This is a genomic window from Streptomyces sp. NPDC043854 (genome assembly GCF_056436005.1).
In genome coordinates, this window is sequence record NZ_JBWKDK010000016.1 from 63,116 (window position 1) to 89,606 (window position 26,491).

At 69.7% G+C, this 26,491-nt stretch carries 30 protein-coding genes and 2 pseudogenes; 17 read left to right on the forward strand and 15 right to left on the reverse strand.

Features of this window, described 5'->3' with window-relative positions; all coding sequences use genetic code 11:
• Nucleotides 1-57: 57 nt before the first annotated feature.
• The 3 genes from AC068A_RS16705 to AC068A_RS16715 are packed head-to-tail and all read right to left on the reverse strand — an operon-like array spanning nt 58 to nt 3,472.
• Entirely contained in the window at nt 58-918 is an 861-nt protein-coding gene (locus AC068A_RS16705; RefSeq protein WP_478585500.1) for an ABC transporter permease, read from the reverse strand.
• Nucleotides 915-1,901 (reverse strand): ABC transporter permease, encoded by a 987-nt coding sequence (locus tag AC068A_RS16710; RefSeq protein ID WP_478585502.1) that lies wholly within the window; start codon nt 1,899-1,901, stop codon nt 915-917. Before AC068A_RS16710 ends, AC068A_RS16705 begins: the two co-directional genes overlap by 4 nt.
• 23 nt (nt 1,902-1,924) lie before the next feature.
• Nucleotides 1,925-3,472 (reverse strand): ABC transporter substrate-binding protein, encoded by a 1,548-nt coding sequence (locus AC068A_RS16715; RefSeq protein WP_478585503.1) that lies wholly within the window; start codon nt 3,470-3,472, stop codon nt 1,925-1,927.
• Nucleotides 3,473-3,794: 322 nt separating this feature from the next.
• Between AC068A_RS16715 and AC068A_RS16720 the strand changes: the two genes are divergently transcribed.
• The 11 genes from AC068A_RS16720 (at nt 3,795) to AC068A_RS16770 (ending at nt 12,212) form a co-directional block, all read left to right on the forward strand.
• Nucleotides 3,795-4,790: a TauD/TfdA family dioxygenase gene (locus tag AC068A_RS16720; RefSeq protein ID WP_478585505.1), complete on the forward strand. Its 996-nt coding sequence runs from the start codon at nt 3,795-3,797 to the stop codon at nt 4,788-4,790.
• 33 nt (nt 4,791-4,823) lie between these two features.
• A complete protein-coding gene (locus AC068A_RS16725) occupies nt 4,824-5,849 on the forward strand; it encodes an ornithine cyclodeaminase family protein (RefSeq protein ID WP_478585507.1) in 1,026 nt (341 codons plus the stop codon).
• Complete coding sequence (locus AC068A_RS16730; RefSeq protein WP_478585509.1) at nt 5,840-7,216, forward strand: Y4yA family PLP-dependent enzyme; 1,377 nt, start codon at nt 5,840-5,842, stop codon at nt 7,214-7,216. The genes AC068A_RS16725 and AC068A_RS16730 overlap by 10 nt, the downstream gene beginning before the upstream one ends.
• Before the next feature lie 44 nt (nt 7,217-7,260).
• Nucleotides 7,261-8,289, forward strand: coding sequence for a cysteine synthase family protein (locus tag AC068A_RS16735; protein ID WP_478585510.1), 1,029 nt, complete (start codon nt 7,261-7,263; stop codon nt 8,287-8,289).
• Between the two features lie 3 nt (nt 8,290-8,292).
• Nucleotides 8,293-9,702 carry an MATE family efflux transporter gene (locus AC068A_RS16740; RefSeq protein ID WP_478585512.1) on the forward strand — a complete coding sequence of 470 codons (1,410 nt, stop codon included), beginning with the start codon at nt 8,293-8,295 and terminating at the stop codon, nt 9,700-9,702.
• Nucleotides 9,703-9,787: 85 nt separating this feature from the next.
• The gene (locus AC068A_RS16745; protein WP_478585514.1) at nt 9,788-10,351 is read left to right on the forward strand and encodes a hypothetical protein; all 564 of its coding nucleotides are present in this window, start codon (nt 9,788-9,790) and stop codon (nt 10,349-10,351) included.
• A 102-nt stretch (nt 10,352-10,453) separates the two neighbouring features.
• Nucleotides 10,454-10,771, forward strand: coding sequence for an alpha/beta fold hydrolase (locus AC068A_RS16750; RefSeq protein WP_478585516.1), 318 nt, complete (start codon nt 10,454-10,456; stop codon nt 10,769-10,771).
• Nucleotides 10,738-11,073, forward strand: coding sequence for a hypothetical protein (locus AC068A_RS16755; protein WP_478585518.1), 336 nt, complete (start codon nt 10,738-10,740; stop codon nt 11,071-11,073). The genes AC068A_RS16750 and AC068A_RS16755 overlap by 34 nt, the downstream gene beginning before the upstream one ends.
• Before the next feature lie 5 nt (nt 11,074-11,078).
• Nucleotides 11,079-11,195 carry a MerR family transcriptional regulator gene (locus tag AC068A_RS16760; protein ID WP_478585520.1) on the forward strand — a complete coding sequence of 39 codons (117 nt, stop codon included), beginning with the start codon at nt 11,079-11,081 and terminating at the stop codon, nt 11,193-11,195.
• 20 nt (nt 11,196-11,215) lie between these two features.
• Nucleotides 11,216-11,692, forward strand: coding sequence for a RidA family protein (locus AC068A_RS16765; RefSeq protein WP_478585522.1), 477 nt, complete (start codon nt 11,216-11,218; stop codon nt 11,690-11,692).
• 328 nt (nt 11,693-12,020) lie between these two features.
• Nucleotides 12,021-12,212: a hypothetical protein gene (locus AC068A_RS16770; RefSeq protein ID WP_478585524.1), complete on the forward strand. Its 192-nt coding sequence runs from the start codon at nt 12,021-12,023 to the stop codon at nt 12,210-12,212.
• Nucleotides 12,213-12,340: 128 nt separating this feature from the next.
• On the opposite strand, the gene efeU is transcribed toward AC068A_RS16770, so the two are convergent.
• The 3 genes from efeU to efeO are packed head-to-tail and all read right to left on the reverse strand — an operon-like array spanning nt 12,341 to nt 15,755.
• Entirely contained in the window at nt 12,341-13,216 is an 876-nt protein-coding gene (efeU, locus tag AC068A_RS16775) for an iron uptake transporter permease EfeU (RefSeq protein ID WP_478585526.1), read from the reverse strand.
• Between the two features lie 19 nt (nt 13,217-13,235).
• A complete protein-coding gene (gene efeB / locus AC068A_RS16780; protein WP_478585528.1) occupies nt 13,236-14,579 on the reverse strand; it encodes an iron uptake transporter deferrochelatase/peroxidase subunit in 1,344 nt (447 codons plus the stop codon).
• Nucleotides 14,580-14,594: 15 nt separating this feature from the next.
• Complete coding sequence (gene efeO / locus AC068A_RS16785; protein ID WP_478585530.1) at nt 14,595-15,755, reverse strand: iron uptake system protein EfeO; 1,161 nt, start codon at nt 15,753-15,755, stop codon at nt 14,595-14,597.
• 416 nt (nt 15,756-16,171) lie between these two features.
• On the opposite strand from efeO, the gene AC068A_RS16790 reads away from it, so the two are divergent.
• Nucleotides 16,172-16,810, forward strand: a complete 639-nt coding sequence (locus tag AC068A_RS16790; RefSeq protein WP_478585532.1) for a hypothetical protein — start codon at nt 16,172-16,174, stop codon at nt 16,808-16,810.
• 61 nt (nt 16,811-16,871) lie between these two features.
• On the opposite strand, the gene AC068A_RS16795 is transcribed toward AC068A_RS16790, so the two are convergent.
• The 4 genes from AC068A_RS16795 to AC068A_RS16810 all read right to left on the reverse strand — a co-directional run bounded on the left by AC068A_RS16795 (nt 16,872) and on the right by AC068A_RS16810 (nt 18,894).
• A complete protein-coding gene (locus AC068A_RS16795; protein ID WP_478585534.1) occupies nt 16,872-17,084 on the reverse strand; it encodes a DUF4287 domain-containing protein in 213 nt (70 codons plus the stop codon).
• Nucleotides 17,081-17,821 (reverse strand): DUF998 domain-containing protein, encoded by a 741-nt coding sequence (locus tag AC068A_RS16800; protein WP_478585536.1) that lies wholly within the window; start codon nt 17,819-17,821, stop codon nt 17,081-17,083. The genes AC068A_RS16795 and AC068A_RS16800 overlap by 4 nt, the downstream gene beginning before the upstream one ends.
• 175 nt (nt 17,822-17,996) lie before the next feature.
• Nucleotides 17,997-18,248, reverse strand: a complete 252-nt coding sequence (locus AC068A_RS16805; protein WP_478585537.1) for a hypothetical protein — start codon at nt 18,246-18,248, stop codon at nt 17,997-17,999.
• Between the two features lie 250 nt (nt 18,249-18,498).
• Complete coding sequence (locus AC068A_RS16810) at nt 18,499-18,894, reverse strand: RidA family protein (RefSeq protein WP_478585539.1); 396 nt, start codon at nt 18,892-18,894, stop codon at nt 18,499-18,501.
• A gap of 117 nt (nt 18,895-19,011) precedes the next feature.
• Between AC068A_RS16810 and AC068A_RS16815 the strand changes: the two genes are divergently transcribed.
• The gene (locus tag AC068A_RS16815; RefSeq protein ID WP_478585541.1) at nt 19,012-19,983 is read left to right on the forward strand and encodes a helix-turn-helix transcriptional regulator; all 972 of its coding nucleotides are present in this window, start codon (nt 19,012-19,014) and stop codon (nt 19,981-19,983) included.
• 153 nt (nt 19,984-20,136) lie between these two features.
• On the opposite strand, the gene AC068A_RS16820 is transcribed toward AC068A_RS16815, so the two are convergent.
• The 4 genes from AC068A_RS16820 to AC068A_RS16835 all read right to left on the reverse strand — a co-directional run bounded on the left by AC068A_RS16820 (nt 20,137) and on the right by AC068A_RS16835 (nt 22,454).
• Entirely contained in the window at nt 20,137-20,973 is an 837-nt protein-coding gene (locus AC068A_RS16820; protein ID WP_478585543.1) for an alpha/beta fold hydrolase, read from the reverse strand.
• A gap of 9 nt (nt 20,974-20,982) precedes the next feature.
• Nucleotides 20,983-21,303 (reverse strand): hypothetical protein, encoded by a 321-nt coding sequence (locus AC068A_RS16825; protein WP_478585545.1) that lies wholly within the window; start codon nt 21,301-21,303, stop codon nt 20,983-20,985.
• A 147-nt stretch (nt 21,304-21,450) separates the two neighbouring features.
• Nucleotides 21,451-21,846 (reverse strand): SRPBCC family protein, encoded by a 396-nt coding sequence (locus AC068A_RS16830; protein ID WP_478585547.1) that lies wholly within the window; start codon nt 21,844-21,846, stop codon nt 21,451-21,453.
• A 5-nt stretch (nt 21,847-21,851) separates the two neighbouring features.
• Entirely contained in the window at nt 21,852-22,454 is a 603-nt protein-coding gene (locus AC068A_RS16835; RefSeq protein ID WP_478585549.1) for a CGNR zinc finger domain-containing protein, read from the reverse strand.
• Nucleotides 22,455-22,475: 21 nt separating this feature from the next.
• Here AC068A_RS16835 and AC068A_RS16840 point away from each other — a divergent pair, with 21 nt between their 5' ends.
• Complete coding sequence (locus tag AC068A_RS16840) at nt 22,476-22,928, forward strand: VOC family protein (RefSeq protein ID WP_478585551.1); 453 nt, start codon at nt 22,476-22,478, stop codon at nt 22,926-22,928.
• 10 nt (nt 22,929-22,938) lie between these two features.
• Here the strand turns inward: AC068A_RS16840 and AC068A_RS16845 are convergent.
• Nucleotides 22,939-24,179 (reverse strand): annotated as a pseudogene (locus tag AC068A_RS16845) (RNA-guided endonuclease InsQ/TnpB family protein).
• 27 nt (nt 24,180-24,206) lie between these two features.
• Here AC068A_RS16845 and tnpA point away from each other — a divergent pair.
• The 3 genes and pseudogenes from tnpA to AC068A_RS16860 form a co-directional block, all read left to right on the forward strand.
• Nucleotides 24,207-24,635 (forward strand): IS200/IS605 family transposase, encoded by a 429-nt coding sequence (gene tnpA, locus AC068A_RS16850; RefSeq protein ID WP_478585553.1) that lies wholly within the window; start codon nt 24,207-24,209, stop codon nt 24,633-24,635.
• A 239-nt stretch (nt 24,636-24,874) separates the two neighbouring features.
• Complete coding sequence (locus tag AC068A_RS16855; RefSeq protein ID WP_478585555.1) at nt 24,875-25,528, forward strand: DedA family protein; 654 nt, start codon at nt 24,875-24,877, stop codon at nt 25,526-25,528.
• Between the two features lie 355 nt (nt 25,529-25,883).
• Nucleotides 25,884-26,411 (forward strand): annotated as a pseudogene (locus AC068A_RS16860) (histidine kinase); the annotation flags it as partial.
• Nucleotides 26,412-26,491 lie beyond the last annotated feature (80 nt).

Here is a 26,491-nt window from a genome sequence, read left to right on the forward strand (position 1 = left end):
GGGTTTCTGCCTGACGTGCGTCTGCCTGACGTGCGTCTGCCTGACGTGCGGCATCGCTCACGAGGTGGTCACCGCCTTGCGTACGGAGTGGGGAGCCAGCGAGGTGGAGGCGAGGTTGACGCTGATGGCGAGCAGGGCGATGGCCAGGCTCGGGGCGAGTACGCCCCAGGGGTTGAGGAGGATGCCGGGGGCGTTCTCACGGACCATCAGGGCCCAGTCGGCCGCGGGTGGCTGTGGGCCGATCTGGAGGAAGCCGGCCATGGAGATCACGTAGACGCCCTCGACGAACCGCAGGCCGAACAGGGCGAGAACGGTGGCTCGGAGGTTGGGCAGCAGCTCCCGCACCGCGATGTACGGGAGGCTCTCGCCGCGTGTGATGGCGGCTTCGACGTAGCCGGAGTTCGCCAAGGGTGCTGCCGCGCTGGCGACGATGCGTACCGCGTAGGGGATGCCGAGGACGGTGGCGGCCATGACGACGGGTCCGCGGCCGCCCCCGGGCCAGGCCAGGGCGATGAGCATGATGCCGAGGACGGACGGGAGCAGGATGGATACGTCCGCGGTGCGTTCGACGGCTCGGCCGAGAGCCGGGCGCAGTACGGCGGCGCAACCCAGCAGGGTGGCCAGCAGGGTGACGATGACGGCCACCAGCAGGGCGCTGCCGATGAGTGCGGTGCCGCCGTGCAGCAGTCGGCTCAGTACGTCCCGTCCCAGCTGGTCCCCGCCGAGGAGCGCACCCTCGCCAGGGGGTGCGTAAGGGGCGGTGACGGGGGTGTCGATGGTGTGCGGGGCGAGGAAGGGCCCGCACAGGGCCAGGAGGACGAGGAGAGCCCCGGGTGCGATGCGGCGCACGGTCCGGGCCCGCCCGGGTATGGACCGCGGCCTCTTGGTGGCGGTGGTGGCGGTAGCGGCGGCGCTCATGCGGGGGCTCCCACGACGCGGGCGCGGAGCAGGTCCGCGGCCAGCAGGACGAGGCTGATGGCGGCACCGGCGCAGATGACGACCCCGGCGATGAGCGGGGTGTCGCGTGCGGCGACGGCGCCGGCCAGGACGGTTCCGATGCCCGGGTAGTTGAAGAGGGTTTCCACGACCACTGCTCCGCCCAGGAGCATGCCGGTGGAGGTGGCGATGCCCGTGGCGATCGCCGGTATCGCGCCGGGGAGGGCGTGACGAAGCAGTACGTGGCGGGTCGGGAGTCCGTCGAGGAAGGCGGCTTCCACATGGGGGGTTGCGGCCTGGTCGGCGAGGGCGCCGCGCACGATGCGGGTGTTCCATCCGGTCTGGGGGATCACCAGGGCGATGACCGGCATGATCAGCATGGTCCAGGCTGCCGGAGATCCGTCGGCGCCCGTGACGGTGACGGCGGGCAGCCACCCCGTCCACAGCGACAGGAGCAGCAGGAGCAGGACGGAGATGACGAATTCGGGTACGGCGAAGGAGGCGGTGGCCGCGTGGCCGATGATCCGGTCGGTGAGCCGGCCCGGGCGGGCAGCCGCCCAGCAGCCGAGGGACAGTGACAGGAAGACGGTGAGGAGGAACGCGCTCGCGCCCAGCAGCAGGGTGTTGGGGAAGGGGTCGGCCAGCAGCTCGGTGACCTTCTGGCCCCGCGCCGACGTGCCCAGGTCACCGGTGGGCAGGGCGGTCATCCACTCCCAGAAGCGTTCCCACAGCGGCCGGTCCAGACCGAGCAGGTGCCGGCGGGCCGCCAGGTCGGCGGCGCTCTCGCCGCGCTCGGAGGCGGCGGTGGCCGCGTCGCCTGGCAGTGCTTCGACGGCGGCGAACACGACGGCGAGCAGTACGACGAGCAGCAGGGCCCGCCGGGCCGCCGCCCCGGCCACCTGGGCGGCCAGTGCGGCGGTACGACGCGGCGCGGCGGCCGCCCCCGCGCGGGCAGGGGCGGTCACCACGTCGTCTTTGGCCGAGTGGCTCAACGCAGCCACACGTTCTCGAGCTGGACCCGGCCGTAGCCGGCGAGCTTGGGCAGACCCTGGACCTTGGCCGCGGCGAGGTCGATGCCGTCGGCCATGCCCCACAGCAGGTAGCCGGACTTGTCGAACTCGATCTGCTGGAGCTCCTTCAGGGCCGCGGCGCGTGCCGTCTCGTCGGCGGTGCCGATGACCTTGAGGTAGGCGGCGTCGAAGTCCTTGTCGGCCCAGCCGGCTTCGTTCGTGGCGGCCTCGCTGACCATGGTCTTCGAGGCGAAGAAGACGACCGAGTCGTTGGTGCCCCAGTAGGTGGTGTAGAAGTCTCCGGTCTTCCAGGTCTTGTCCCAGAAGGCGCCGGACTCCTGCTTGACGACCTGGACCTTGATGCCGGCTTCCCGGGCCTGGTTCGCGAAGAGGGTCGCGGACTCGGCGAGTCCGGGGATGTCCTCGGTGGTGACGAGGTCGTAGGTCTTGGACAGGTCGAAGCCCGCCTCGGCGAGCAGCTTCTTGGCCTTCTCGAGGTCCCGCTTGCGCTGCGGGATGTCCTTGGCGAAGTTGGGGTCTCCGGTGCCCAGGATGTCGTTGGCGACGGTGCCGTAGCCGGAGAGGACCTGCTTGACCATGGCGTCGCGGTCCACGACCAGGCGCATCGCCTCGCGCACGCGCGGGTCGGCGAAGGGGCTGCCCGCGGCGGTGCGCATGACGATCGGCATGGCCATGTCGTTGGGGCGGCGCAGGACCTGGATGTCCTTGCGTGCCTCGGCGGTGCGGGCGGCGACCGCGCCGGCGTTGGAGGCGACGTCGATCTGCCCGGCGAGGAGGGCGTTGGCCATCGCCTGGGGGGTTTCGAACATGGTGACCTCGATGGCGTCGAGGTGCACGGTCCCGCCGTACCACTTGTCGTTCTTCACCAGGCGGGCATTGCCGCCGCGGTACCACTCCAGCTTGAACGGGCCGGTGCCGGGCGCCTTTTCCAGCGCGTTGTCGGCGGTGTCCTTCTTCAGGACGAAGGTCGTCAGGCGGGTCAGGAGGGGCAGTTCGGCGTTGGCGTAGTCCGAGACGAGGACGACGGTGTCGGTTCCCTCGGCCTTGATGTTCTCCGGCTTGATGCCGGGCAGGCGCGAGGCGCCGGAGGGGGTGTTGCGCAGGCGCTGCAGCGACCAGACGACGTCGTCGGCCGTCACCGGGCTGCCGTCGTGGAAGGCGGCGCCCTTGGCTATCTTGAACTTCCAGGTCTTCAGGTCGGCCGACGGCTCCCATGAAGCCGCCAGGCGCGGAAGCGTGTTGGGCTTGGCGCCGGGGACCGTGAGGGTGTCGTAGACCAGGGCGAGGATCAGGTAGTCGCTCTCGTTGGCCTGAGAACCGTGCGGGTCCCGGGTGATGGCGCCGGCGCGGCCGAGCGCGCCGATGCGGAGGGTGCCCCCGCTCTTCGGCTTGTCGTCGCCGGCGGCGGGCTTGGCCGCGGTGTCACCGGACCCCGAGGAGCAGGCGGCGAGCAGTGCCGCCGCGCCCATCGCTCCGCCGGCCCACAGCACTTGGCGCCTGTTCATGTTCACGTACTTCCTCGATCCACTGAGCAATCCGGGGGTGTGCTTAGGGTTGCCTACCCTAATGACAACCATTTCCGCAAGCCGGTGCCCGCGATGGGACGCATGTCCGGATCGGCGCACCATTCAAGCCACCAGTAAGGTTTGCCTTACCTAAAAAAATCTTGCTAGTGTTCGAGCCGTTCGCCGGTCCCGCAGGTTCACAGCGGGCCGCCAACAAGCCGTTCCAACAGGCCAGTTACGCGTTCTCGCCCGCCATTACGAGACGAACCACGCCAGAGCACCGAGTTCCCCTGCCATCCGAACGAAACGGATCTTTTTCGCCATGAGCACGGCAGCCGCGCCAGTCCGCCAGCTCGACGCCCGCACCGTGGGCGAACTCCGCGAGGCCGCGGAGAAACTGCTCGCCGAGTTCGGTACGTCCGCCACCAGCCCCGAACTCCTGGCGCGTGTCCAGCAGGTGGCCGGCGGGTTCAGCGACACCCTGCGCCACCACTGCCGCCCCGTCGACACCGCTGACGGCCTGTTCGTCCTGCGCGGCCTCGACGTCGACGACGAGGCCATCGGCCCGACCCCCACCAGCTGGGCCACCGCGGGCGACAGCGGCGCCGTGTACGACATCACGCTGCTCCTGCTCGCCACCGTGATGGGCAACCCCATCGCCTGGGAGGGCCAGCAGAACGGCCGCTTCGTCCACAACATCGTCCCGTCCCCGGGACACGAGAGCGAGCAGACCGGCGCCTCCAGCACGGTGCTCCTCAGCCCGCACACCGAGGACGCCTTCCACCCCGGCCGCGCCCACCTGCTGATGCTCGGCTGCATGCGCAACCACGACGACATCGCCACCACCGCCGCCAGCATCCGCAAGACCCGCCTCGCGGACACCGACATCGACCTGCTGACCCGGCCGGTGCTGCCGATCCTCCCCGACGACGCCTACGAGGCGGCGCAGGGGTACGCCGACGAGGCCCCGCCGGCCGTACCGGCTCTCTACGCGACCGAAGACGGGATGACCCTGCGCTACGACCCCGCGTACACGCCGCTGGACGACGCGGACGACGCGTACCGGGCCGCGTACGACCGTCTGTCGGACGAACTCGCCCGCGTCTCGGTCGCCGTCAGCCTGAGCCCCGGCGAAGTCCTCGTCGTGGACAACGACCTGGTCGTCCACGGCCGCGTGCCCTTCCAGGCCCGCTACGACGGCACCGACCGCTGGCTCAAGCGCGCCTCGGTCCGGGTGCCCGGACGCCGTACCCGCCCCGCGGCCGAAGCCGGCGAGCACGGTTACGGCCAGGCCGCCCTCGAAGCACACGCGAGCTGAACACCCGCCCCGTACCGGAAGAAACGATCCACCATGACGGACACCCCGGCCGCCCCCATCGGCACCCCGATATCCGGCGACGACAAGCACCTGCGCATCCTCTCGACCACCGACCTGGCCGGGATCGACATATCCCTGTCCGACGTGGTCGCGACCGTGGAGGGCGCCTACCGCACCCTCCACGCCGGCCAGTCGGACAACCCCCGCAAACTGACCGTCAAGCCGCAGGACGGACACTCCGTCTCCTACGCGATGCTGGGCCGCGACGGCTCGCGCAACGTCGTGGCGATCAAGACCTCGTACAAGCACGGCCTGGACAAGGGCCGCGAAGAACAGCACTACTACACGGCGCTGACCATCTACGACGACGTCACCGGGCTGCCGGTGGCGATGATGGACTGCTCCCGCATCGGCTCCCTGCGCACCCCCGCCGTCTCCGCCCTGCTGGCGCGCGAATGCGCGGCCCCCGGCGCCCGGTCCGCGCTGGTCATCGGCACCGGGACGCAGGGCCGCCTCGCGCTGCCGTTCCTGCTGACCACGCTGCCGGAGCTGGACCGCCTGATGGTGTTCGGCACCCACTCCGAGGGCATCGAGGCCGTCCGCGAGCAGCTGCACGCGTACTTCCCCGACCGCGAGGTGGAGATCGTCACCGATGTGCGGGCCGCGGCCGCCGACGCGGACGTCATCGTCGCGACCGCCGGCGCCCACACCCCGGCCGCCGTCGAGGCGGACTGGCTGAAGCCGGGCGCGCTGTCGATCCTCGTCGGACACGGGCTCGCGCCCTCGACCCTGCACCAGGCGGACCGGGTCATCGCCACCAGCGAAGCGCAGATGAACGTCACCGGCACCGACATGGCCGACGCCGACGGCAAGCTCCCCGCCGTCGACGCGGAGCTCCCGCCGGTCCTGGCCGGCGTCGCCGCAGGCCGCCAGAGCGACACCGAGCGCATCTTCGCCTACAACAGCGGGCTGGTCGTCACGGACATCGCCCTGGGCCACCGCTTCGCCCAGCTGGCCATCGCCCAGGGCCTGGGCACCGAGGTGCCGCTGTGGCAGTGACCGCCGGCACCGGCTCCTGGCCCACCCTCCCCTCCCTCCCCGATGCCGCGACGGACGCGGTGCTCGCCAGCGGGCTGCTGCCCGAACTCGCCCACGCCTTCGGCGGCCCGTTCCACTTCCTGCTGCCCGACGCGTTCGACGCCAACCTGCGGGCCATGCAGGACGCCCTCACCTCGGCCGGCGTGGACGGCTTCGTGTACTTCGCGAAGAAGGCCAACAAGGCCGCCCTGTTCGTCGAACGGGCGGCGGCAGGCGGCGCCGGGGTGGACGTCGCCTCTGCCGGCGAACTGCGCGAGGCCCTCGGACACGGCGTCCGCGGGGAGCACCTCGTGGTCACCGGCCCGGCCAAGGACCCGGCCCTGCTCCGCCTGGCGGTCCAGCAGGGCGCCCTGATCGCCGTCGACGCCCTGGACGAGCTCGATGCCCTCGTGACCATCGCCCTGACCGGACGGGTGCGTCCCGCCCGGGTCCTGTTGCGCTGCCTTCCCCCGGCACAGCCGAACAGCCGCTTCGGAATGACCGAAGCCGAACTGGCGACCGCCGTGGACCGCTGCGTCCAGGCCGGCGACGCGGTCCGGATGGAGGGCTTCAGCTTCCATCTGTCGGGCTACGCCCTCCAGCCGCGTGCCGACCTCGCCGGCCACCTGGTCGACCTGTGCCTCAAGGCCCGCGTCCAGGGCCTGGAGGCCAGCCGGATCAGCATCGGCGGCGGCCTGCCCATCAGCTACACCGACGCCGACAGCTGGCACACGTTCCTCGCCCAGCACCACAGCCGCTACTACCACGCGGGCAAGACGTTCCAGACCGGCGACTTCTACCCCTACCACTCGCCGAACGCCGGCCCCGACGCGCTGGCCGCACTGCTGGCGACCCGGCCCGAAGGCCACAGCCGGCCGCTCGCCGAGCTCCTGAAGGACTCCGGCGTGGTCCTGCTCCTGGAGCCCGGCCGAGCCCTCCTCGACCGGGCGGGTGCCACCGTCTTCCGCATCCAGGGCGTCAAGGACCGCGACGGCTACCAGATCCTCACCGTCGACGGCACCAGCCTGAGCCTGTCCGAGCAGTGGTTCAACAGCGAATACCTGCCCGACCCCCACCTCCTGCCCCAGGACACCAGCGCACCCGCCGGCGTGTATCCGGCGAGCGTCGGGGCGGCCACCTGCCTGGAATCCGACATGCTCACCTGGCGCAAGGTCGGCTTCACCCGCCGCCCCCGTACCGGTGACCTGCTCGTCTACCCCAACACCGCCGGGTACCAGATGGACTCCAACGAGTCGCCCTTCCACGACCTGGCCCTGCCGCCCAAGGTCGTCGTCGACCACACCGACCGCCCCCGCCCGCGCTGGCGCCTGGACCGTCACTTCACCTGACCAGGCCCACCCAGCCTGGCCGACCCCCCTCACAGGAGCTTTCGATGCCCGGAGCACTTCAGCGCCCCGCCGTGGTCTCCCGCGTGTCCGACCTCATCGGCTACACCCCCCTGCTGGAACTCGCCAGCACCGAGACCGGCAGCCGCCTGCTGCTGAAGCTGGAGATGTTCAACCCGACCGGCACGGCCAAGATCCGCATGGCCCGCGCCATGGTCGACGCCGCCGAGGCCGCGGGCGAACTGCGCCCGGGGGGCCGGATCATCGAATCCACCTCCGGCAACACGGGTCTCGGGCTCTCCGTCATCGCCGCCGAACGCGGCTACACCTTCACCGCCGTCGTCGACAACCACGCCTGCGTGGACAAGCTCCGCGGCATGAAGGCCCTGGGCACCGAACTCGTCTACGTCGTCGACGACGGCACCGAAGAACTCGCCACCGCCGCACGCGAGGAACTCGCCGAGGAGATGGCCCGCGGCCAGGACAACACCATCTTCACCGAGCAGCACAACAACCCGGCCAACGGCGTCGGCTACTTCCCCGTGGCCCACGAACTGAACGAGGCCCTCGACGGCAGGCTCGACGTCCTGATCGGCGCCGTCGGCACCGGCGGCGCCCTGTGCGGCACCAGCCGGGAGCTGAACAAGCTGATATCCGGCTTCACGGTCATCGGTGTCGAACCCAAGGGATCCATCGCCTTCGGCGGGCCGGCCCACGACTACTACCAGTCCGGCACCGGCACTCCCGAAGGCGCCGAGATCGGCGCGCTCGTCGACTTCGACCTGATCGACGAAGGCGTCAAGGTCGGCGACGTCGAGGCGTTCGCGACCTGCCGCGCGGTCGCCCGCACCGGTCTGCTCATCGGCGGCTCCGCAGGCGGCGTCGTCTACGAGGCCCTGACCCGCCTGTCCTCGCTGCCCCCGGGCACCACTATGGTCGCCCTCGTCAACGACGGCGGTGAGAAGTACATGGACACCGTCTTCAACGACGAGTGGATGCAGGAACGCGACCTCCTCAACGGCGAGGTGGAACGCGAGATCGACGAACTTCTCACCAAACTCCGCAGGAACCGGTAACCCATGCTGACCACCCTCCTCCGCGACAGCCGCGCCCTGGCCGCCCTCGCCGTGCCGCTCGTCCTCACCCAGCTCGCGCAGGTCGCGCTGACGACCACCGACACGGTGATGATGGGTTTCCTCGGTGTCGAGGAGCTCGCCGCCGGCGGCCTGGCCATCGTCATCTTCAACCAGCTCCGCACCATGGGCGTCGGCCTGGTCACCTCCGTCGGCAACCAGGTGGCCGCCGCGGCGGCACGAGCCGAGCAGGCGGAGAAGGACGGGGCGAGCGGAGGAGGCCAGGCGAACGAGGAGGTCCGGGGCATCGTCCGCGCGAGCATGGCCGTCGCCACGCTCGCCGGCATGGCCGGCGCCGTCCTCATGATCCTCATAGGCCAGGCCCTCACCTGGCTCGGTCAGGACGCCGCGGTCGTCGACCGCACGCAGACGATGCTCCTCGCCCTGGCCCCCGGCCTGCTGCCCTGCCTGTGGTTCCAGGCCGTCCGCCAGTTCACCGTCGGCATGCGCCGCCCCCAGGCGCTGCTCCAGATCACCATCGCGTCCGTGGCCGTCAACGCCGGCCTGAACTGGATCCTCATCCACGGCACGTGGGGCCTGCCCCGGCTCGGCCTGACCGGCATCGGCATCGCCACCTCCACGGTCTACCTGCTGTCGTTCCTCGCCCTGTACCTCTTCGCGAAGAAGGACAGCGAGCTGGCGCCGCTGCTCACCCTGAACGCGGCCAAGGCCGACCCCGCGACCGTGAAGCGCCTGGTCGCATTGGGGATACCCATCGCCGCGACGTACGGCTCCGAGGCCGGGTTCTTCTCCATCACCGCGCTGATGGCCGGCTCCTTCGGCCCGGATGCACTCGCCGCGCACACGGCCGTCAACCAGCTCGTCTACATCGTCTTCCAGGTCGCCGTCGGGCTTTCCCACGCCGCATCGATCAACGTCAGCCGCGAACTGGCGCTCGGCCGCATCGACGACGCCCGGCGCATCAAGAACACCGCGCTCGCATGCGCCGCCGCCGTCATGGCAGTCGTCGGCATCCTCTACCTGACGCTCCCCGGCCTGGTCCTGGCCCCCTTCCTCGACTCCGGTTCCGGCTCCGGGCAGGCCCTGACGATCGCCACCCAGTTGCTCATCGTCACCGCCTTCCTGCAGTTCTTCGACTGCGCCCAGAACATCGGCGTCGGACTCCTGCGGGGACTCGACGACACCAAGAGCGGCTTCCGCATCACCGTCATCGGCTACTGGGCCGTCGGACTGCCCGCCTCCTGGCTCCTCGCCTACGCACTCGACCTCGACATCCTCGGCATCTGGCTCGGCCTGCTCACCGGGCTGGCCACCACCGCCGTCCTCCTGCTGCGCCGCTACTCCGCCTCCCTCGCCCTCCGCGGCGGCACCACAGCCATGACCGCCTCCGCGTAGCAACCCCACCTTGCGCGCGGGCCCGTCGACCCGCCCTCACAGGCTTGGCCGTCCCACCTCAGGAGCCCGAACGAAGGCAGGTCCGGTGCCCGGCACACGCGACGAAGAGTCTCACCACGACCAGGCGTGGGCGGCCGACATGATGGCCGCCTCGGACACCGCCGAACTCGCCCAACGCGCCCTGTTCGCCGCCTGCTATCCGGTCGCGGACCTCAAGGCGGAGACCGCGTTGTGCCGGGCCGAGGCACTGCGTGGGGCAGCCATGGGGCTGCCCCACGCCGCCTGCGCGGAGGCCGCGGGAATCCCGGAGAACGCCCTGATCCAGTGGCTGGCGGACGACGTCTCCTTCGCCACGGCCATGCGGGCGGCTCAGGCCATGGCCGAGCATCACCACCTCACCGGACGCTCGGTCAATCCGCTGGGTCTCGCCCTGGTGCTGAAGGCCATCCGCCACGGCAGGACCACCTGGGACGCCTCCGCGCTGATCGGATTGCCCCGCTCGGCATTCCAGCGCCTGCGCCGGGACAACTTCCGCGTCGACCGGCTCGTCACAGCAGCGCAATCGTTCAGGGACAACGCGGCCCGGCGCAGTACGGGCGCAGGCCGAACGTTCAGTTACCGGCTGGTACGCCGCGACGGCGGACCTTAGCCGGGGCAGGCAGTTGAACCACGCCCTCGGCGGCGGCTCGGCCTTCTGCCACCGGCCGAGGCGGGCTCCCCATCCCCGGTCGCCATCGCGTCGACCCCCTCGATGCGATGGCGCCCGGCCGTTCGACGCGGGCCCTGGCGTACAGGGCCCGGCCACAGCCTCGGCTCCCGGGGCGCAGGCGGTCACCAGGGCCTCGCCTACTACGAGCGGGGCCGGGGCCGGTCGAAGCAGTCGGCGGACCACTCGTTCGAGGCGTGCGTCCGGGATCTCGACGCCGTCCTGAGAGCCAGGGGCCTGGAGCGGCCGCTTTTGGTGGGTTGGTCCTACGGCGCGTTGCTCGGGGTGCACTGGGCCGCTCGGAATCCGGGATGCGATGGATGTTGCCGGTGTTGCGCCTGGTCGGCAACGGGGCGCGGATGAGTGCCGAACAGCATGCCGACAGCGCCATCGAGTCCCACAAACTCCACGCTGCCCTCGAACCGGTCCTTGAGAGTGTGACCGTCCCTGTCCGCTACGTGGTCGCCTCGGGTGAGGCCTTTGGAAGCAGGATTGGTGAGCGAGAACAGATGCGCACCACCCTCAACCCGTTGCTCGCCCGCAACCCGAACCTCAAGATGAGCGCGAAGGTCGCCAGCAACCACGGCACGATCGTGCGCAAGGACTTCCGCGCCGTCGCCAAGGCCACGCGCGAGCTCGCCGCCCGCGCCCGCGAAAGTCGCTGACGACCATGACCAGCGGCGTCACGATCGGCCAGGCGGCGGCTTTCGTCGGCGTCACGGTCAAGACCATCCGCCACTACCACCGGCTCGGCCTGGTCGACGAAGGAACCGAAAGCGCCCCCTGAGCCGGATCGGGCATCAGAGCATGCCATCGATCACCGGATCGCTGACTTTGACTGAGCGTCTTGGGGCGTGTATCGAAAGTGCGGTGCTCTGGGAGCATGGTGCGATGGAACATGTTCGACAGATGATCAGTTCTGGCTCGCCACTTGAGCCACAGATCGGATTTTCCCGGGCAATCCGCAAAGGGAAGCATGTCGCGGTTGCCGGCACTGCGCCCATCGGGGACGACGGGACAACGGTGGGGCAAGGCGACGTCTATGCCCAAACCGTGAGGTGCCTGGATATTGCGGAGGCCGCGCTGAAGGCAACAGGGGCGTCACTGGAGGATGTCGTACGGACCCGCATCATGCTGACGGACGTGACTCGATGGAGAGAAGCCGCGCAAGCGCACGGAGAGCGGTTCTCATCGGTCCGTCCGGCATGCACCTTTGTCGAGGTGTCGCGTTTCATCGACCCCGACTGGCTCGTCGAGCTAGAGCTCGACGCCATCCTCGACTAACCCGCGAGAGTACTGGTCACAGCAATGCTGGCGAGTGAGGACATTTCCGCAGGTGAGGAACGCATTGATGGCTGCCCTGGGCGTGTAAGTCCCTCGTGCGGTCGCCAGGCGACCTCGATCTGATGATTCGCCAGTTGATATCGGGACAAACGGCAACGGAGCTCCCCGGCAGGACAGGAGATCGACCAAGATCCGCATGTCCGAATGGGAGCTCCGTTGGACCCTCAGTCTGCCGTCGCTTGCCACGACGGCGGCTCATCCGAGTTCTGGACAAGGCCATCGAGCGCCGCCAGTGGCGCCCCGGTTCGGGGACGAGATCCTGCTCGGTGTGCTGACCGAGCAGATCAGCCATGAAGTGATCGACGACATATATTGGAGTTGCCCGGACGTGCTGAGCGCCGCCAGCGGCTGCTGCCGCGCCCGGGCAGTGGTGTCCTTCGTTCTGGCGCTGTGTCTGTTCAGCAGCTCGGCAGCCCTGCAGCACACCCGGACCGTCGAATCTCGCACATGGCCTCCATAACCAACCGCGTTGGCGGCTGCGGGTGTCGTCGGCTCACCCCCTGATCCACCGTGCCGTGAACGCGTCACGAGGCCCGGCAGCGGCTGCTGCCGCCACCGGGCCTCGCTGGGTACCGCGTGGATACCGCCTTACAGCGGGCGATCACCGGTCTGGGACACGGAAGTCCCCTGCTGCTCCGGGACCGCCACCGGCTTGGACTGCCCGAGTCCTGCCGGGGCCAGGAACAGGGCCAGCGTGGGAATCAGGTACAGCGCCCATGCCACGACCTGGTACACGGTCGGGTCGGGCTGGAAGTTGAAGACGCCCTTGAGCAGGGTGCCGTACCAGCTGTCCGGCGGGATGGCCGTGCTGATGTCGAATGCCTTGTCCTGCAGACCGCTGAGGAACTCGGCCTCCTGCAGGTCGTGCACGCCGTACGCGAGCACGCCCGCGGCGACGACCACCAGCAAGCCGCCGGTCCAGGTGAAGAACTTCGCCAGGTTGATCTTGAGCGCACCCCGGTAGAACAGCCAGCCCAGGACGATCGCCGTCGCGATGCCCAGCAGCACCCCGATCAGCGGCGCGGAGGAGCCCTCACCGCTGGCCCGTACCGACGCCCACACGAACAGCGCGGTCTCCAGGCCCTCCCGGCCCACCGCCAGGAAGGCCGTGGCGACCAGCGCGCCCTTGCCCATCTGCAGGGCACTGTCCAGCTTCCCGTGCAGCTCCGCCTTCAGATGGCGCGCGGTGCGCCGCATCCAGAAGACCATCCAGGTGACGAGGCCCACTGCGATGATCGACAGGGTGCCGCCGATCAGCTCTTGCGCCTCGAACGTCAGCTCCTGCGAACCGAACTCGAGGGTCGCGCCGAAGGCCAGCGAAAGGGACACTGCGACCCCGATACCGGCCCAGATCGGGCGCAGCGCATCACGCCGGCCCGTCTTGACCAGGTAGGCGACGAGGATGCAGACGACCAGGCTGGCTTCCAGCCCCTCGCGCAGGCCGATCAGATAGTTGCCGAACAAGCGGTGTTCTCCCTTCTGGTCACGCGAACAGGGTCCGGCCCCACCAGTCGTCCTTGTCGCGGACGCCCGGCGGGACGGCGAAAATCGCCGAACCCACGTGCTGGATGTACTCGTTCAGCACGTCGGCGCGTGCCAGGTTGCGCTGGACCGGAATGAACCCCTTGTGCACGTCGCGCTGGTAGGCGAGGAAGAACAGGCCCGCGTCCAGCCGGCCGAGGCCGTCAGTGCCGTCGGTGAAGGAGTAGCCGCGGCGCAGCATCATCGCACCGCCGGTGGTGTCCGGGTGTGCGAGACGGACGTGCGCCTCGGGCTTCATGGCCGGCAGGAAGGGCTCGTCGCGCTCCTTGGCCTTGCCGACGGGGGCGCCCTCGGCCTTGTCCCGGCCGAAGATGTCCTCCTGCTCCTGCAGCGGAGTGCGGTCCCATATCTCGATGTTCATCCGGATCCGGCGGGCGACCAGGTAGGAGCCGCCGGCCATCCACGCGGAGCCGTCCTTCGCGGACGCCCAGACGTGCTTGTCCAGGGCGGCGGTGTCGGTCCCGGCGATGTTCCGGGTGCCGTCCTTGAAGCCCATCATGTTCCGCGGCGTCTGCTCCTCGGGCGTGGTCGAGGAGGTCTTGCCGAAGCCCAGCTGCGACCAGCGGACCACGGTCTTGCCGAAGCCGATACGGGCGAGCTGGCGGATGGCGTGCACCGCGACCTGCGGGTCGTCCGCGCATGCCTGCACGCAGATGTCGCCGCCTGAGCGGGCCGGGTCGAGGTTGTCGCCGGGGAACAGCTCCAGGTCGACCAGGGCGGCGGGGCGCTTGTCCTCCAGGCCGAAGCGGCCCTTGGCGAAGAGGGAGGGGCCGAAGCCGATGGTGAGGGTCAGCCGGGAGGGCTTCAGGCCGAGGGCCTCGCCCGTGTCGTCCGGCGGGGCTTCCGGCAGTCCGCCGAAGGCACCCTCGCCGACCGTCAGACCCGCCGTCATGCGCTCGGCGGCACGGGTCCAGTCCTTCAGGAGCTGGATGAGCGCCTCGCGGTCCTTCGTCTTCACGTCGAACGCGGCGAAGTGCAGCCGGTCCTGGACAGGGGTGGCGATACCCGCCTGGTGGGCGCCGTGGAAGGGCACGGCCGCACCGGACAGGGCGGCGGACGTGATGGCGCCGTCCCCCTTGCCACCCAGGGCCGCCGCCGCGCCGCCTGCCGCGGCGGCACCGACGGCCAGCCCGGCGCCCGCGTAGGCCAGCAGGGAGCGGCGGGAGGGCGCGGTCGCGGCGGTACCGGCCTGGGGCACGGCCGCCGGCTCTGCTGCTTCCCCGGCGTCCGCTGCTTGCGCTGCTTGCTCTGTTTGCGTTGCTTGTGTGGGCTTGTCTTCAGCCATCGGTCTGCCTCCCCTTTACTTCACGACGGCGGCGGCGAGCTTGGACAGCGGCTCGCCGAGGGCGCTGACGGCGTCCGAGAGCTCCTTGCGCTGCGGCTCGGTGACCTTGTCGTAGGAGGTGAACACGTAGGTGTTCTTGTCCTCGCGGTACGTGTCGAGCAGCGTGTTCATCGCGGCGAACTGCTTGTCCAGTTCCTCGGCCAGCTTCGGGTCGTTCTTCGACGCGACGGGCTTGAGCAGCTCGTACGCCTTCTGCGCGCCCTCGACGTTGGCCTTGAAGTCGACCAGGTCGGTGTGGCTGTAACGCTCCTCCTCGCCCGTCACCTTGCCGGAGGCGACCTCGTCGAGGAGCTCCTTGGCGCCGTTGCCCATGGAGGTCGGGGTGATCTCGGCCGTACCGACGCGCTTCTGCCAGTCGGTCAGGTCGGTGACGAGCTGCCCGGCGAGGGCCTTCTCCTCGTCCCCGATCTTGTTGTCCTGCCACAGCGCCTTCTCCAGGCGGTGCCAGCCGGTCCAGTCCTTGGCCGGGTCCTGGCCGGCCTCCAGGCCGTCTTCACGGACGTCGACCTTCGGGTCGATGTCGCCGAAGGACTCGGCGACCGGCTCGGTGCGCTCCCAGCCGATGCGCGAGTCGGCGTACGCCTTCTTCGCGGCTTCGATGTCGCCCTGGGCGATGGCGTCGGTGAAGACCTTGACCTTCGGCAGCGTCTCGTCGGCCTGCTGCTGCACGTAGGCACGGTACGCGGCAACCGCCGCGTCCAGCTCGGGGCTGCGCTTGGCGACCGCCCCGTCACCGGTGAAGGTGACCTTCTGGCGGATGCCGTCACCCTTCATGCCCGGCTTGCACGCGATCTCGTACGAGCCGGGCTTGACCTCGGCGGTCAGCTTCTGCTTGGTGCCGGGGCCGATGTTCTCGCGCTCGGTGACGATGCGGTCGTCCGGGAAGAGGATGTAGACCTCGGTGACCTTCGAGCCCTTGTTCTCGATGGCCAGCTCGACATGACCGGCCTTGATCTCCTTCTGGGAGACCTCACAGGAGTCATCCTTGGCGATCACCTGGACCGGACCGCCATCCGCCCCGTTCTTCGAGTCGGCTTTCTGCGTGCAGCCCGTGACGGCGGCCAGTGCGGCCACTGCGGCTGCGCTCACGACGACGGACAAACGGACGGGACGCATAGGGGACTCCTGGGGGGGGCGACGGCAGAACCTCGGAAAGTGAGGCTGGGCTAACTTAGCTGAGCCTTACCTCGCCGCAACCCGCAGGAAATGTGATTCAGCTCGCAACCGGGCAGTAGCGACACGGCGCCATTACGACTGACTCACGAGCCACTCAAGGAAAGGTCAAGCAGGAGTCAAGGATGGGGGTGCCGCGGGGCGGCGGTCCGGGCTCAACCCGCACTACAGCCGAACTCCCGGGCTCCGCGGGAACGGAGGTCCAGGTTCCGGTCTCACGTTCCGGGACGAGTTGACGGCGGACCGTCAATCAAGTTTAGGTACGCCTTACCTAACCCGCTGTGTTGGTCCGCTCGCCCTGGAGGAAGCACCCATGCCAAGACCCACCCCGCCCTCGCTCAAGAACGGAAGCTGAACCCATGGCTTTCGCCACCGAGCCGGCGCTCGTGCCCGTGCCCGTGCCCGTGTCCGCGTCCGCGTCCGCGTCCGCGTCGAGCCTCGCCGAGAGCGGGGGTGGGCACCCGCAGGAGCGCCCGACGCCGCCGTGGGTACTGGCCGTCCTCGGCCTGCTGAGCTCCGCCGTGCTGGCCGGAGTCTGCTGGACCTCCGGCCACATGCACGCCGACCCGGTGCTGCAGGCCGTGGCCCGCTTCGTGCACGTCGCCGCCATGGTGGTCGGCCTGGGCGCAGTGCTCGCCGTGGACTGGTTCGCGCTGCTCTGGCTGCTCGGCAAGCGCCGCCTGGGCGACATCCTGCACACCGCCTGCACCCTCCAGGTCCCCATCTGGGCGGGCATGGCCGGGCTCGTGGTCAGCGGCCTCTTCCTCCACCCGAACCTGGCCTCCCCGCTCACCCAGACCAAGATCGCCCTGGTCCTGGCGGTCACCCTGAACGGCTTCTACGCCCACTGGCTCGGCCAGCGCCTCACCCCTCACAAGGACGCCCCCACCGCCGAGGTGCCCCGCCGCCTGCTCGCCCAGTCGGGCCTCGCCGCGACCATCAGCCAGGCCGGCTGGTGGGGCGCCGCCCTCATCGGCTACCTCAACGCCCAATCCTGACCACGACCCTCACCTCGGTGAACCTGCACAGACGGTGGGTCAAGGCGCGCCGCACTCCAGGTCAGTTGCCGCTGTCCTCTGCGAGGGTGTGGGCAACGAGGGCGTTGGCGTGGCCGTGGCCCAGGCCGTGTTCGGTCTTGAGCCAGTTGACGAGCTCCATGTGCCTGGTGAGCGGGGAGGAACGGATGAGGTCCTTCCACTCGGCGATCGGTCGGCCGTACTTCTTCTCGATGGAGGGGAAGTAGCTGGCAGGACCCTTCACCGCGTCGGTCATGAGGTGCCCCCGTTTCGCATTGAAATGATCTTGACGGTTTCGATGATGCCTGCGGGAGAGGCGGTCCGCCAGCGCTTGGCCGGGGGGCCGGCCAGCCGGGCCGTCACCGCCGCCAGCCACAGAAGGCCGAGACCCGCACCCGCGGTGAAAGCCAGGACGGAGGCGGCCGAGGCCATGAACCCCGCGAGGACGACCACCGGCACGACGCGGGAGACGACGGCCCAGCCCCGCAGGCCCTTGGCGGCGAGCGGACGGGCCAGGACGACGAATGTGGCGCACAGGGCGAGATAGCCGACCATCCCGCCGAACATGTGGACCGCCCCGTGCCCGCTCATCTCGGTCGCCTCGGGTGCGCCGGCGGGAAAGCCGGCCCCGGCGTCGGCCGGGAAGGCTGCCGCGACCCAGAAGGAGACGCCGAAGACGCAGACCATGACGGGGGCCCAGGTCCCGCCCGGTGCGCCGCGAAGCACATGGCGCAGTCCCGTCGCACCGGCGATCAGCAGGGCACCGGTGACCAGGAAGTTCACCGTCTGGATCCAACCCGACTCGCCGAGGGCCAGCTGGCTGATGGCGTTCCGGGTGAAGTCGAAGTCGTCCCGTGCGAAGCCTTGGACGAGTCCGGCAGTCAGGAACAGCGGGCCCGCCACCATGCCGCCGATCGGAGCACTCCGCGCCCAGGATCGTGACGCGGGCACGGCAGAAGCGAGGTGGCGAGTTGTGCTGAGAGTGTCGGTCATGGCCCGGCCCTTCTTGCGTCGGCGTTGTCGCGGATATGACCTTCCGCAGGAGACAAAGTCATCGCCCCGTCCGACGTGTGCTGCATCACAGGCGCTCGACGGCGCCGCGGCGGCGGCTCCTTGCCCGCCCTCGAGCCTCAACGGCCTTGGACGTGCGACGTGCCGCTCTGCGACGTCAGCGCTGGCGCCGGCGCCGGCGCCAGCGCGATGCGTCGGCGGCCGGCCCCGGGAATCGATGCACCTTCCCGTGCTCGTCGCTCCACAACCTCGGCCCCTCCGAGGCCGCGCTCTGCTCGTCGGCGCCTCGCCGCTCGGTGTAGAGGTGCCTCCGGCGTTCGGCCGCCTGGACCAGATCCTGACCCACGTGGTCGAGGAAGTTCCCCATGCCGTTCAGACGGCGTCCGGCCGGCGAGTGCACACCGAGCATGGCGGCGCCGTCTCCCCTTCCCCGCCTGGCTCCGCCCCCTCGTCCTGACCCGCTTCGCCCTCGCCACCCTGGGCTCCGCCCTCGTCCTGGTCCTCCTCTGGGTCTGAGCCGCCGCCCACGATCCCGGGCATCGACAGGCCAACGACGGAGGGCCGGGCGATGTTCGGGATGCCGTCCGTGCTCGCCGAACTCCAGCGCGGGCTGCTCGTGCCGGTTCAACGGCACGAGCAGCAGAGGCGGCGGGGCCGCATCACGCGACGGCGGTCCCCTCGAGCTCGACCATCTGGCCGGGGACAGCCAGCCGTGTCACCCCAAGCATCGTGGTGGCCGGTGCCACCCCGGCCGCACCCAACCGCGACGCCAGCACCCCGTAGTGAGGGAACAGCAGATCGACGTCCGTGGTGTAGACGTTGAGCCGCACGAGGTTCGCGAGGGACATGCCGGCCTCGCCGAGCACCGCCTCCAGGTTGTCGACGCTCAGCGACAGCTGCGCGGCCATGTCACCGTCGTGCTGGGGCGTGCCGTCGGCGGACATCGCGGTCTGTCCGGAGCAGTACAGGGTCCGGGTGTGCCCGGAGACGAGCTCACCCTGGTTGAATCCCAGCTCCGCAGACCAGGCCACCGGGTTGACTGCCGTTCGTTCCATCGCCACATCAGCTCCATTCGATCCAACGGCGCGGTAGCCGCCGTCGCTTACTTCGGTGCACCCGAGCCTGCCAACCAATCACGACAACCTTTGTCGTGTATTCGTTAGGCTTCCCGAATGCGCGCCGATCGGCTGGTCTCGCTGGTACTGCTGCTGCGTCAGCGCGGTCGGCTGACTGCGGACACACTGGCCCGAGAGCTGGAGGTCTCCCCCCGTACTGTGCTGCGCGACATCGAGGCGCTGTCCGCAGCCGGCGTCCCGGTCTACGCCGAACGCGGCCGGCACGGCGGTTTCGCGTTGCTCCCCGGTTTCCGGACCGAGCTCACCGGACTGAACCACGACGAGGCACTTGCCCTGCTGGCCACCGGATCAGGGCGCGGTGAGCAGGCGTTCGGCCTCGGCTCGGCGCTCGCTTCGGCCCTGCGCAAGGTGGTCGACGCGCTGCCCGAAAGCCATCAGGCCACCGCGAGCGGCGCGGCCCAGCGGTTCCTCGTCGAGCCGGAGACCGACCTGCTCTCACGCCGGCCAGTCACCGACGAGGTCCCCGAAACGGCAATGGCCGAGATCCGGCGCGCGGTGCTCGCCGGACACAGACTTCGCATCCACTACGCGGCCACCGACCAGACTCCGCAGTGGCGCACGGTGGACCCGATCGGCCTGGTCACCGTACGCGACCGGGGCTATCTGCTGGCGACGCGAGCGGGCGCGGACCGCACGTACCGGCTGTCGCGGGTACTGGCCGCCGAGGAACTCCCCGAACCGGCACAGCGACCGGACCGTGTCGACCTGGACCTGGCCTGGCAGGAACGCTGCGCACGATTCCTGTCCAGCGACCACATCGCCGTACTGGTACGGGTGAACCCGCTGCGACGGGAGGAACTGCTGAACTCCGCAGTGGCCGTCCGCGCCGCCGAACCCGACAGGGACGGCTGGCTACGGCTGGAGGCGACGTTCCAAGACCTCCGACACGCCGAGTGGGCGCTGTGGCAGCTCAGCACGGACGCAGAGGCCCTGGCCCCGCAGTCGCTGCGCACCTCCCTGCACCATCGCGCCGCCACGATCGCCGCGCGCTACGACGACTCGTCCTGAGAGTCGGTGAGGCGGGGCGGGGCCCGCCTGCCGTCCACGCCATCGCCCAGCACTGAGAAGGTCGCGCCACAACCTGCCCCCAAGACGGCCAGATGCTATGCACAGGCCCGATGCCGGGTGATTCCCAAACGTGTAGCGCGGGTTCGAATCCCGTCATCCGCGCCACTGCAAGGCCCCGCAGTTGGGAGGTTCGGGGACGTCTCGGAGGAACCGCCTGAGCTCCTCTTGCAGGACGTCGGGGTGTTCCAGGTGGAGGTCGTGTCCCGCCCCCGGGATGCTCAGGGCCGCCGTTTCGGGGCGCTGTTGGAGCATCCGTCCGGATTCCTCCAGGGTGATGATGCCGGACTGGCCGAGGACGACCAGGGTCGGGCAGGTGATCCCGGCCCACTCCTCCCAGTAGGCCCGCCGGGCGTTCTCGGACAGGGAGTCGACCATCACGTCACGGTCGAAGCGCGGCCACCATCCGCCGTCGCGTTCCTCCAGTCCGGCGGCCCAGCCCTCACCGACCGGGCCGCTGCCGAGGAACTCCACGGCAGCCTCCCTCGACGGGAAGGGCGTTGGCCACGAGTCGAACCAGGCGCCGATGTCGGCGACGACCTGCGGACTCGACGCGCCGGGACCGGCTTCGACCAGGATGAGCGCACGGACGAGGCCGGGGTGTGCGGCGGCCGTGAGCATGGCCGTGTGGCCGCCGAGCGACTGGCCGACGAGCACGGGCTGCCGGAGGTCCAGCTGGTCGAGGACGGCGACGACGTCCGCGACGTACGCGGCGCGGGTGCGGTCGCGGGGGTGCCGCTCGCTGGCCCCGTGACCGCGCTGGTCGACGGCGACGACGCGGTGTCCGGCACGGAGGTGCCGGGCCGTCGTGTCCCATTCACCGGCGTGCCCGGCCAGGCCGTGCAGCAGGACGACGGGCGGTCCCGACCCGCCCCAGTCGCGGCAGGAGATGCGTACGCCGTCGCGCACGACGGTGTGCTCGGACCATGTCATGGGGGCTCCTCAGGGTTGTGCCCTCGCGGCGAGGAAGGCGCGGATGCCGGCGGTGGCGTAGTGGTCGAGGTCGGCTTCGGTGTGCTGGGGCTGCCGTGGAACATGGCCTGGTTCACGGGGATCCACAGCAGCAGCCCGGCGAAGTGGTGGGCGGGCGGCCAGGAGAGGGTCGTCGGCCTTGAGGAGTCCCTGGCCGGTGAGGCGCCGGAAGGTGGCCGCCAGCGCGGCGATCGCGGCGGCCGGCTCGTGGCGGGGCACGACCGCCTCGATCCGCTCCCACATCGCCTCGAACGCAGTTGCCGGTTGCGGGCGGTCGCGGTCCGGGCTCACATTGCGTGAGAACGAGTTGTGCGAAACGGTTAAGGATCGGGCGGACTCTTCGGCCCCTCAAGTGATCCTGCTCGCGCAAAGGAACGTTCGCGAGAAGCGGTCGGCATCTCGGGGCACGTCGGTCGCCCATCAGGTGCCGCGCGGTCGTCAGCTCCGGTCGACTGCGGCAGCGACCAGGTCCATGACGCGCTGCCAGTACTCCCGCTGCCGTTCGCGCTCCTCGGCACTTGCGAGGTGCTCCTGGTGGAAGCGGAGCATCGTACGTGCCCCGTCGGCGGCCGAGGTGAGAGCGACCTGGACCGTGGTGGTGCCGTGGGTGACGCGAATCTTCTTCCCGTGGTGGTAGCCGCGCACCTCACCTGTCACTCCTTCGGCCGTCCGGTAGGAGGTGCCGCGTTCGGGAGTGAGGGCCGCGCCGGGGCCGAGCCAGAGGGCGCTCCCCTCGGGGCTGCTGACGAAGTCCCAGACGACGGGCCCGGGGTGGGGCAGCGTGCGGGACACGCCGATCTGCCAGCCGGCGTCCTTGGTGAGTCCTGTGGGCACGGGGATCATCCTTCCTCGGTGTGGCGGGCACGCAGCGCCCTGACCTTGTGGCGGTTGCCGCAGTGCTCCATGGAGCACCAGCGGCGGCGGCCGGGGCGTGAGGTGTCGACGTAGACGAGGTGGCAGTCCTCGGCGGCGCAGATGCGAATGCGGTGGGCGAAGGGGCCGGTCAGCAACTCGACGGCGTCGCGTGCGACGGTGGCCAGCAGGTGTGTGCCGCTGGGTGTTCCGGCCCACCCTCGCTTCCCGGTCGGCGTGATGGCGGGGGCCAGGGCCGGGCGGGCGGCTGCCTCGTTGATGGTCTCCAGGTCGCCGGGCGGGTGTGGCTCGCCGTGGGTGTCGGCGATGACCACGCGGTACAGCGCGTCGCGCAGTCTGCGCGCGTCGGCCACCTCGGCTTCGGAGATGTCCAGTGCGGGTGTCGGGGTCAGCCGCGACCGGGCTGCCCAGGCGGCCAGGTCGGCGGGCTCGTACAGGACCTCGTACCGGCGGTAGGGGCCGGGGCCGCCGGTGGGCAGCAGTTCCAGGCACAGCGCGCCGGGGTCGAACCGGTAGGCGGCGCCGGTATGGGAGTGCAGCGTCAGGCCCTTGGTTGCGGAGGAGTCCATGTAACCACTATAACCGGTTACATGGCATTGAGTTGGAAGCTGGTCATCGACAGTGCGAACGCCCCAGCCCTCGCGGACTTCTGGGCCTCGGCCCTGGGATACGAGGTGGAAGACCCCACCGCTCTCATCGAGCAACTGCTGGCCGCCGGCCACATCGGCGAGGAGGCAGTCACCGAGCACCGGGGCCGCAAGACCTTCCGCGGCTACGCTGCGATCCGCCACCCCGAGGACCCGTTCGACGAAACCAGCGGCGTCGGCCGCGGCCGACGACTGCTCTTCCAAGACGTGCCTGAGGGCAAGACGGGCAAGAACCGCCTGCACCTCGACATCCACAGCGAACCCGGCGGCCTCGACAAGCTGGTGGCCCGGCTGGAAGACCTGGGGGCCACCCGCGTCCGAGAGGTGAACAAAGGGCCAGCCGGGCACTGGTGGATCATGCAGGACCCCGAGGGCAACGAGTTCTGCGTGGCATAAGGCATAAGCGTCAACTTGACCCGGTCCTGAAGGACCGGGCTTGGAGGTAGGGCGCGGCTGGCTGTCGCGTGGCCTCCTCCGTCTGAGCCACCTGTGGGATGGCTGGGACGCGTGACTCACGCCCCGCGGTCCACACGGTCTCGCCCTTGTGGGCGAGGTTGTGGGACGCGTTGTCGTCCGCGTGCATGAGGGCCCCGCAGGACCGGCATGCGAACGTCGCTTGATCGACGCGGTTCTTCCGGTCGATGTGGCCGCACTCGGAGCATTGCTGGCTGGTGTACGCCGGATCGACGTACACCAGCGGTACTCCGGCCCGCTTGGCCTTGTACTCGATGTACTGGCCGAGCTGGTGGAAGCTCCACGAGTGCAGGGAAGTCCGCTGGTCCTTGCGGAGCCGTACCCGGCTGCGGATGCCCGTGAGGTCTTCGAGGGCGATGCCGGAGCCGGTGCGTTCAGCGGTGGTGACGATGGTCTTCGAGATGATGTGGTTGACGTTGGCGGTGTGCCGGGCTTCCTTGCGGGACCGCTTCTTGAGCAGCCGCTTGGCGGACTTGGTGCCCTTGGCCTGGAGCTTCTTCCGCAGGTTGAGCTGCCGCTTGCGGTGTCGGTTCAGGCCGCGCCCGGCGGCACGGTAGCCGGTGGACGTGGTGGCGATGTTGACAATGCCGAGGTCGACGCCGACGAACCCGGACGGGTCCTCGTTCAGCGGGGCCTCGGGGATTTCACATACGGCGACCAGGTAGAACACACCGTCGCGTTCGATCAGGTCGGCCTCGCCCTTGCGGTACTCCCGCAACGTCTTGAGCGCGCCGGGCGAGCAGGCGAAGCGGACATTCCTCAGTCGGCCGGCGGTGGTCCAGATGCTGACGGTCTGCTGGTCGTACTGCCACGACAGACACCGGTCGTCATACGGATGCGCGGCCTCGTGCCGGAACGTGATCGGCTTGGACTCTGCCTTGCCCCGGCGCTTGGAGCCCGGCTTCCCCAGGTTTCCCGCCCGGATGTTGGCCTTCAGCGTCGTGTAGGCGTCACGGGTCTTCTTGATCACATGCTGTGCGGCTGCGCGCCCAGACCCCGGGCCTTCAACTCCGCATAGGTGTGCTTGCGCAGCTCGTACTCACGGGGAACGCCGCGCTCGAACGCCACACCGGACACCCAGTTCGCCGCGTCGTTGACCGTGTGCAGGGTCGCGAGAAGCGCGGCGGCCTGGCTGGCCTGCGGCATCAGCTTCACCTGCGTCACGATCTTCATGCGGGCCATCGTACTTACGGTTGGCCTATGTCACCACGATGGGAACCAAGCCCCAATATTCGCAGGGGTCGTACAGTTGTCTACACCCTCCATGCTCATTTGGTCTTTACACCCAGGTACCGGCGCGGCCCGTTCACCAGCGAGATCCTGGAACGCTGCGAAGAGATCATGCGAGCGGTCTGCGCCGACTTCGAGACCGAACTGGTCGAGTTCAACGGCGAACGCGATCACGTCCACCTTCTGGTTCACTACCCGCCGAAGGTGGCCCTGTCCCGTCTGGTCGGTTCCCTCAAGGGCGTCTCTGCCCGCAGACTCCGCCAGGAGTTCCCCGACCACATCCACAAGTACCTGTGGGGCGATCACTTCTGGTCGCCCAGCTACTTCGCCGCCTCTGCCGGTGGCGCACCGCTGAGCATCATCAAGGAGTACATCGAGAACCAGAAGCGGCCCGACTGACCGTCACGACAGAGGCGTAGGGAACTCCGGCGCTTCGCGCCTCCGAAGCATTGAGGCGTCCCGGGAGAGCGTCACAGGTTATGGGAGGAAGGACATGTGGTTTTCCGCAGGGTCGGCACCGCGGAAAACACCACCAGGTCGGACGGCAACCCTCATACCGCCGCTGATCAGCGGTTTCTAGGTTCGAAGGGACCGGGGCAACTGCTCCGGCGACCGACCCGCCGTCTGGAGACGACATCATGCACCTCATGTATCTGGCGCTTCCGCAGGAGCCCACGGGCGGCTTTGCGGGCTGGGCCGCCGACCTCGTCGACACGATGGGCGGCCCCGGGGCCGGCTTGGCCATCGCGCTGGAAAACCTCTTCCCGCCGCTGCCCAGCGAGGTGATCCTGCCGCTGACCGGCTTCGCCGCAGGACAGGGTGTAATCAGCCTTGCCTCGGCACTGTTCTGGACCACCCTCGGCTCGGTGGTGGGAGCCGTCGCCCTGTACTGGCTCGGCATGCTCTTCGGCCGCGAACGCATGCACGCGATATGGGCGAAGCTGCCGCTGGTGAAGACCTCCGACCTGGACCGGACCGAACAATGGTTCGCCAGGCACGGTACCAAGGCCGTCTTCCTCGGCAGGATGGTGCCGATCTTCCGCAGCCTGATCTCCCTACCGGCCGGCGTGGAACGCATGCCGATGCCCGTCTTCCTCATGCTCACAGCCCTTGGCAGCCTCATCTGGAACAGCATGCTGGTGATGGCGGGCTACTGGCTGGGCGACCAGTGGGACGTGGTGGAGACCTACGTGGGCATCCTGTCCAAGGCCGTCCTGGTGCTTGTCGTGATCGCCCTGGTCGCCTACCTCTCCGTCCGCGGCCGCAAGGGCCAGCACCGCCGCACTGCATGACCGCGGCCGCCCGCTCGAACGGGACGGCCTCACTCCCGCCGCTCTGCCCGGGCGATCTTGCCCGGGCAGTGTCGCGGCACTAGGCTCGGGCTCCGTGCAAGGGGACTTGGCGGGAGCCGCCTACCACCGCCGCCCGGGAACGCCAGGCCCGGAATCCGACGAGGACGCGGCGGTCGAGCGATCCCCCTCGTGGCCGCGTCGGAGCCTGGGCGTCCTGATCGGCTGCGCGACGGCCCTGCTCGGTCTTGCGTACTTCCTCCTCGCGGGAACCGCCCTCGGGCCCTTCCTGCTCTGGCCGCGCACCCGCCGGCACGCCCTGGCCGCCATGATGGCCGGCGCCCGCCGGCTGACCGCAATGGAGCAGAAACGCCGCTCCGCCTTCTTCGGCGACCGCTTCCCCCAGCACTACAAGGCGTCCGACCCGAAGATCCTGCGCTACCTCGCGGTCCGCAGCTATACGGGACTGCTGGGCGCGGTCGTGATCGGGCTGCTGGGTTTCGGCGCCGTGCTGGCCGGTCTGCTGGTCACGGGGGTCGTCCGGGGCACGCTCGGCTGGAGCGAGCTCCTGACGCAGGCGCTGCTCGGCGGCGTCCTGCTCTTCCTGGACGTACAGGGCCTGTTCTCACTGGCCGCTCTGGACACGCGGATCGCCCGCGAGTGCTTCGGGCCCTCCGAGCGGGAGTTGCTCCAGCGGCGAATCGACGAGCTGGCAGCGAGTCGGGCCGCGGTCGTGCAGGCCGTGGACGCTGAACGTCGGCGCATCGAACGGGATCTGCACGACGGGGTCCAGCAGCGCCTGGTGGCGCTGGCCATGCTGCTCGGCCGGGCGCGCCGGGGCCGCAATCCCGAACAGGCGGAGGTCCTGCTGCGGCAGGCGCACCAGGAGGCCCAGGACGTGCTGACCGAACTGCGCGAAGTGGCCTGGAGGGTCTACCCGTCGGCGCTCGACAGTCTCGGTCTGGA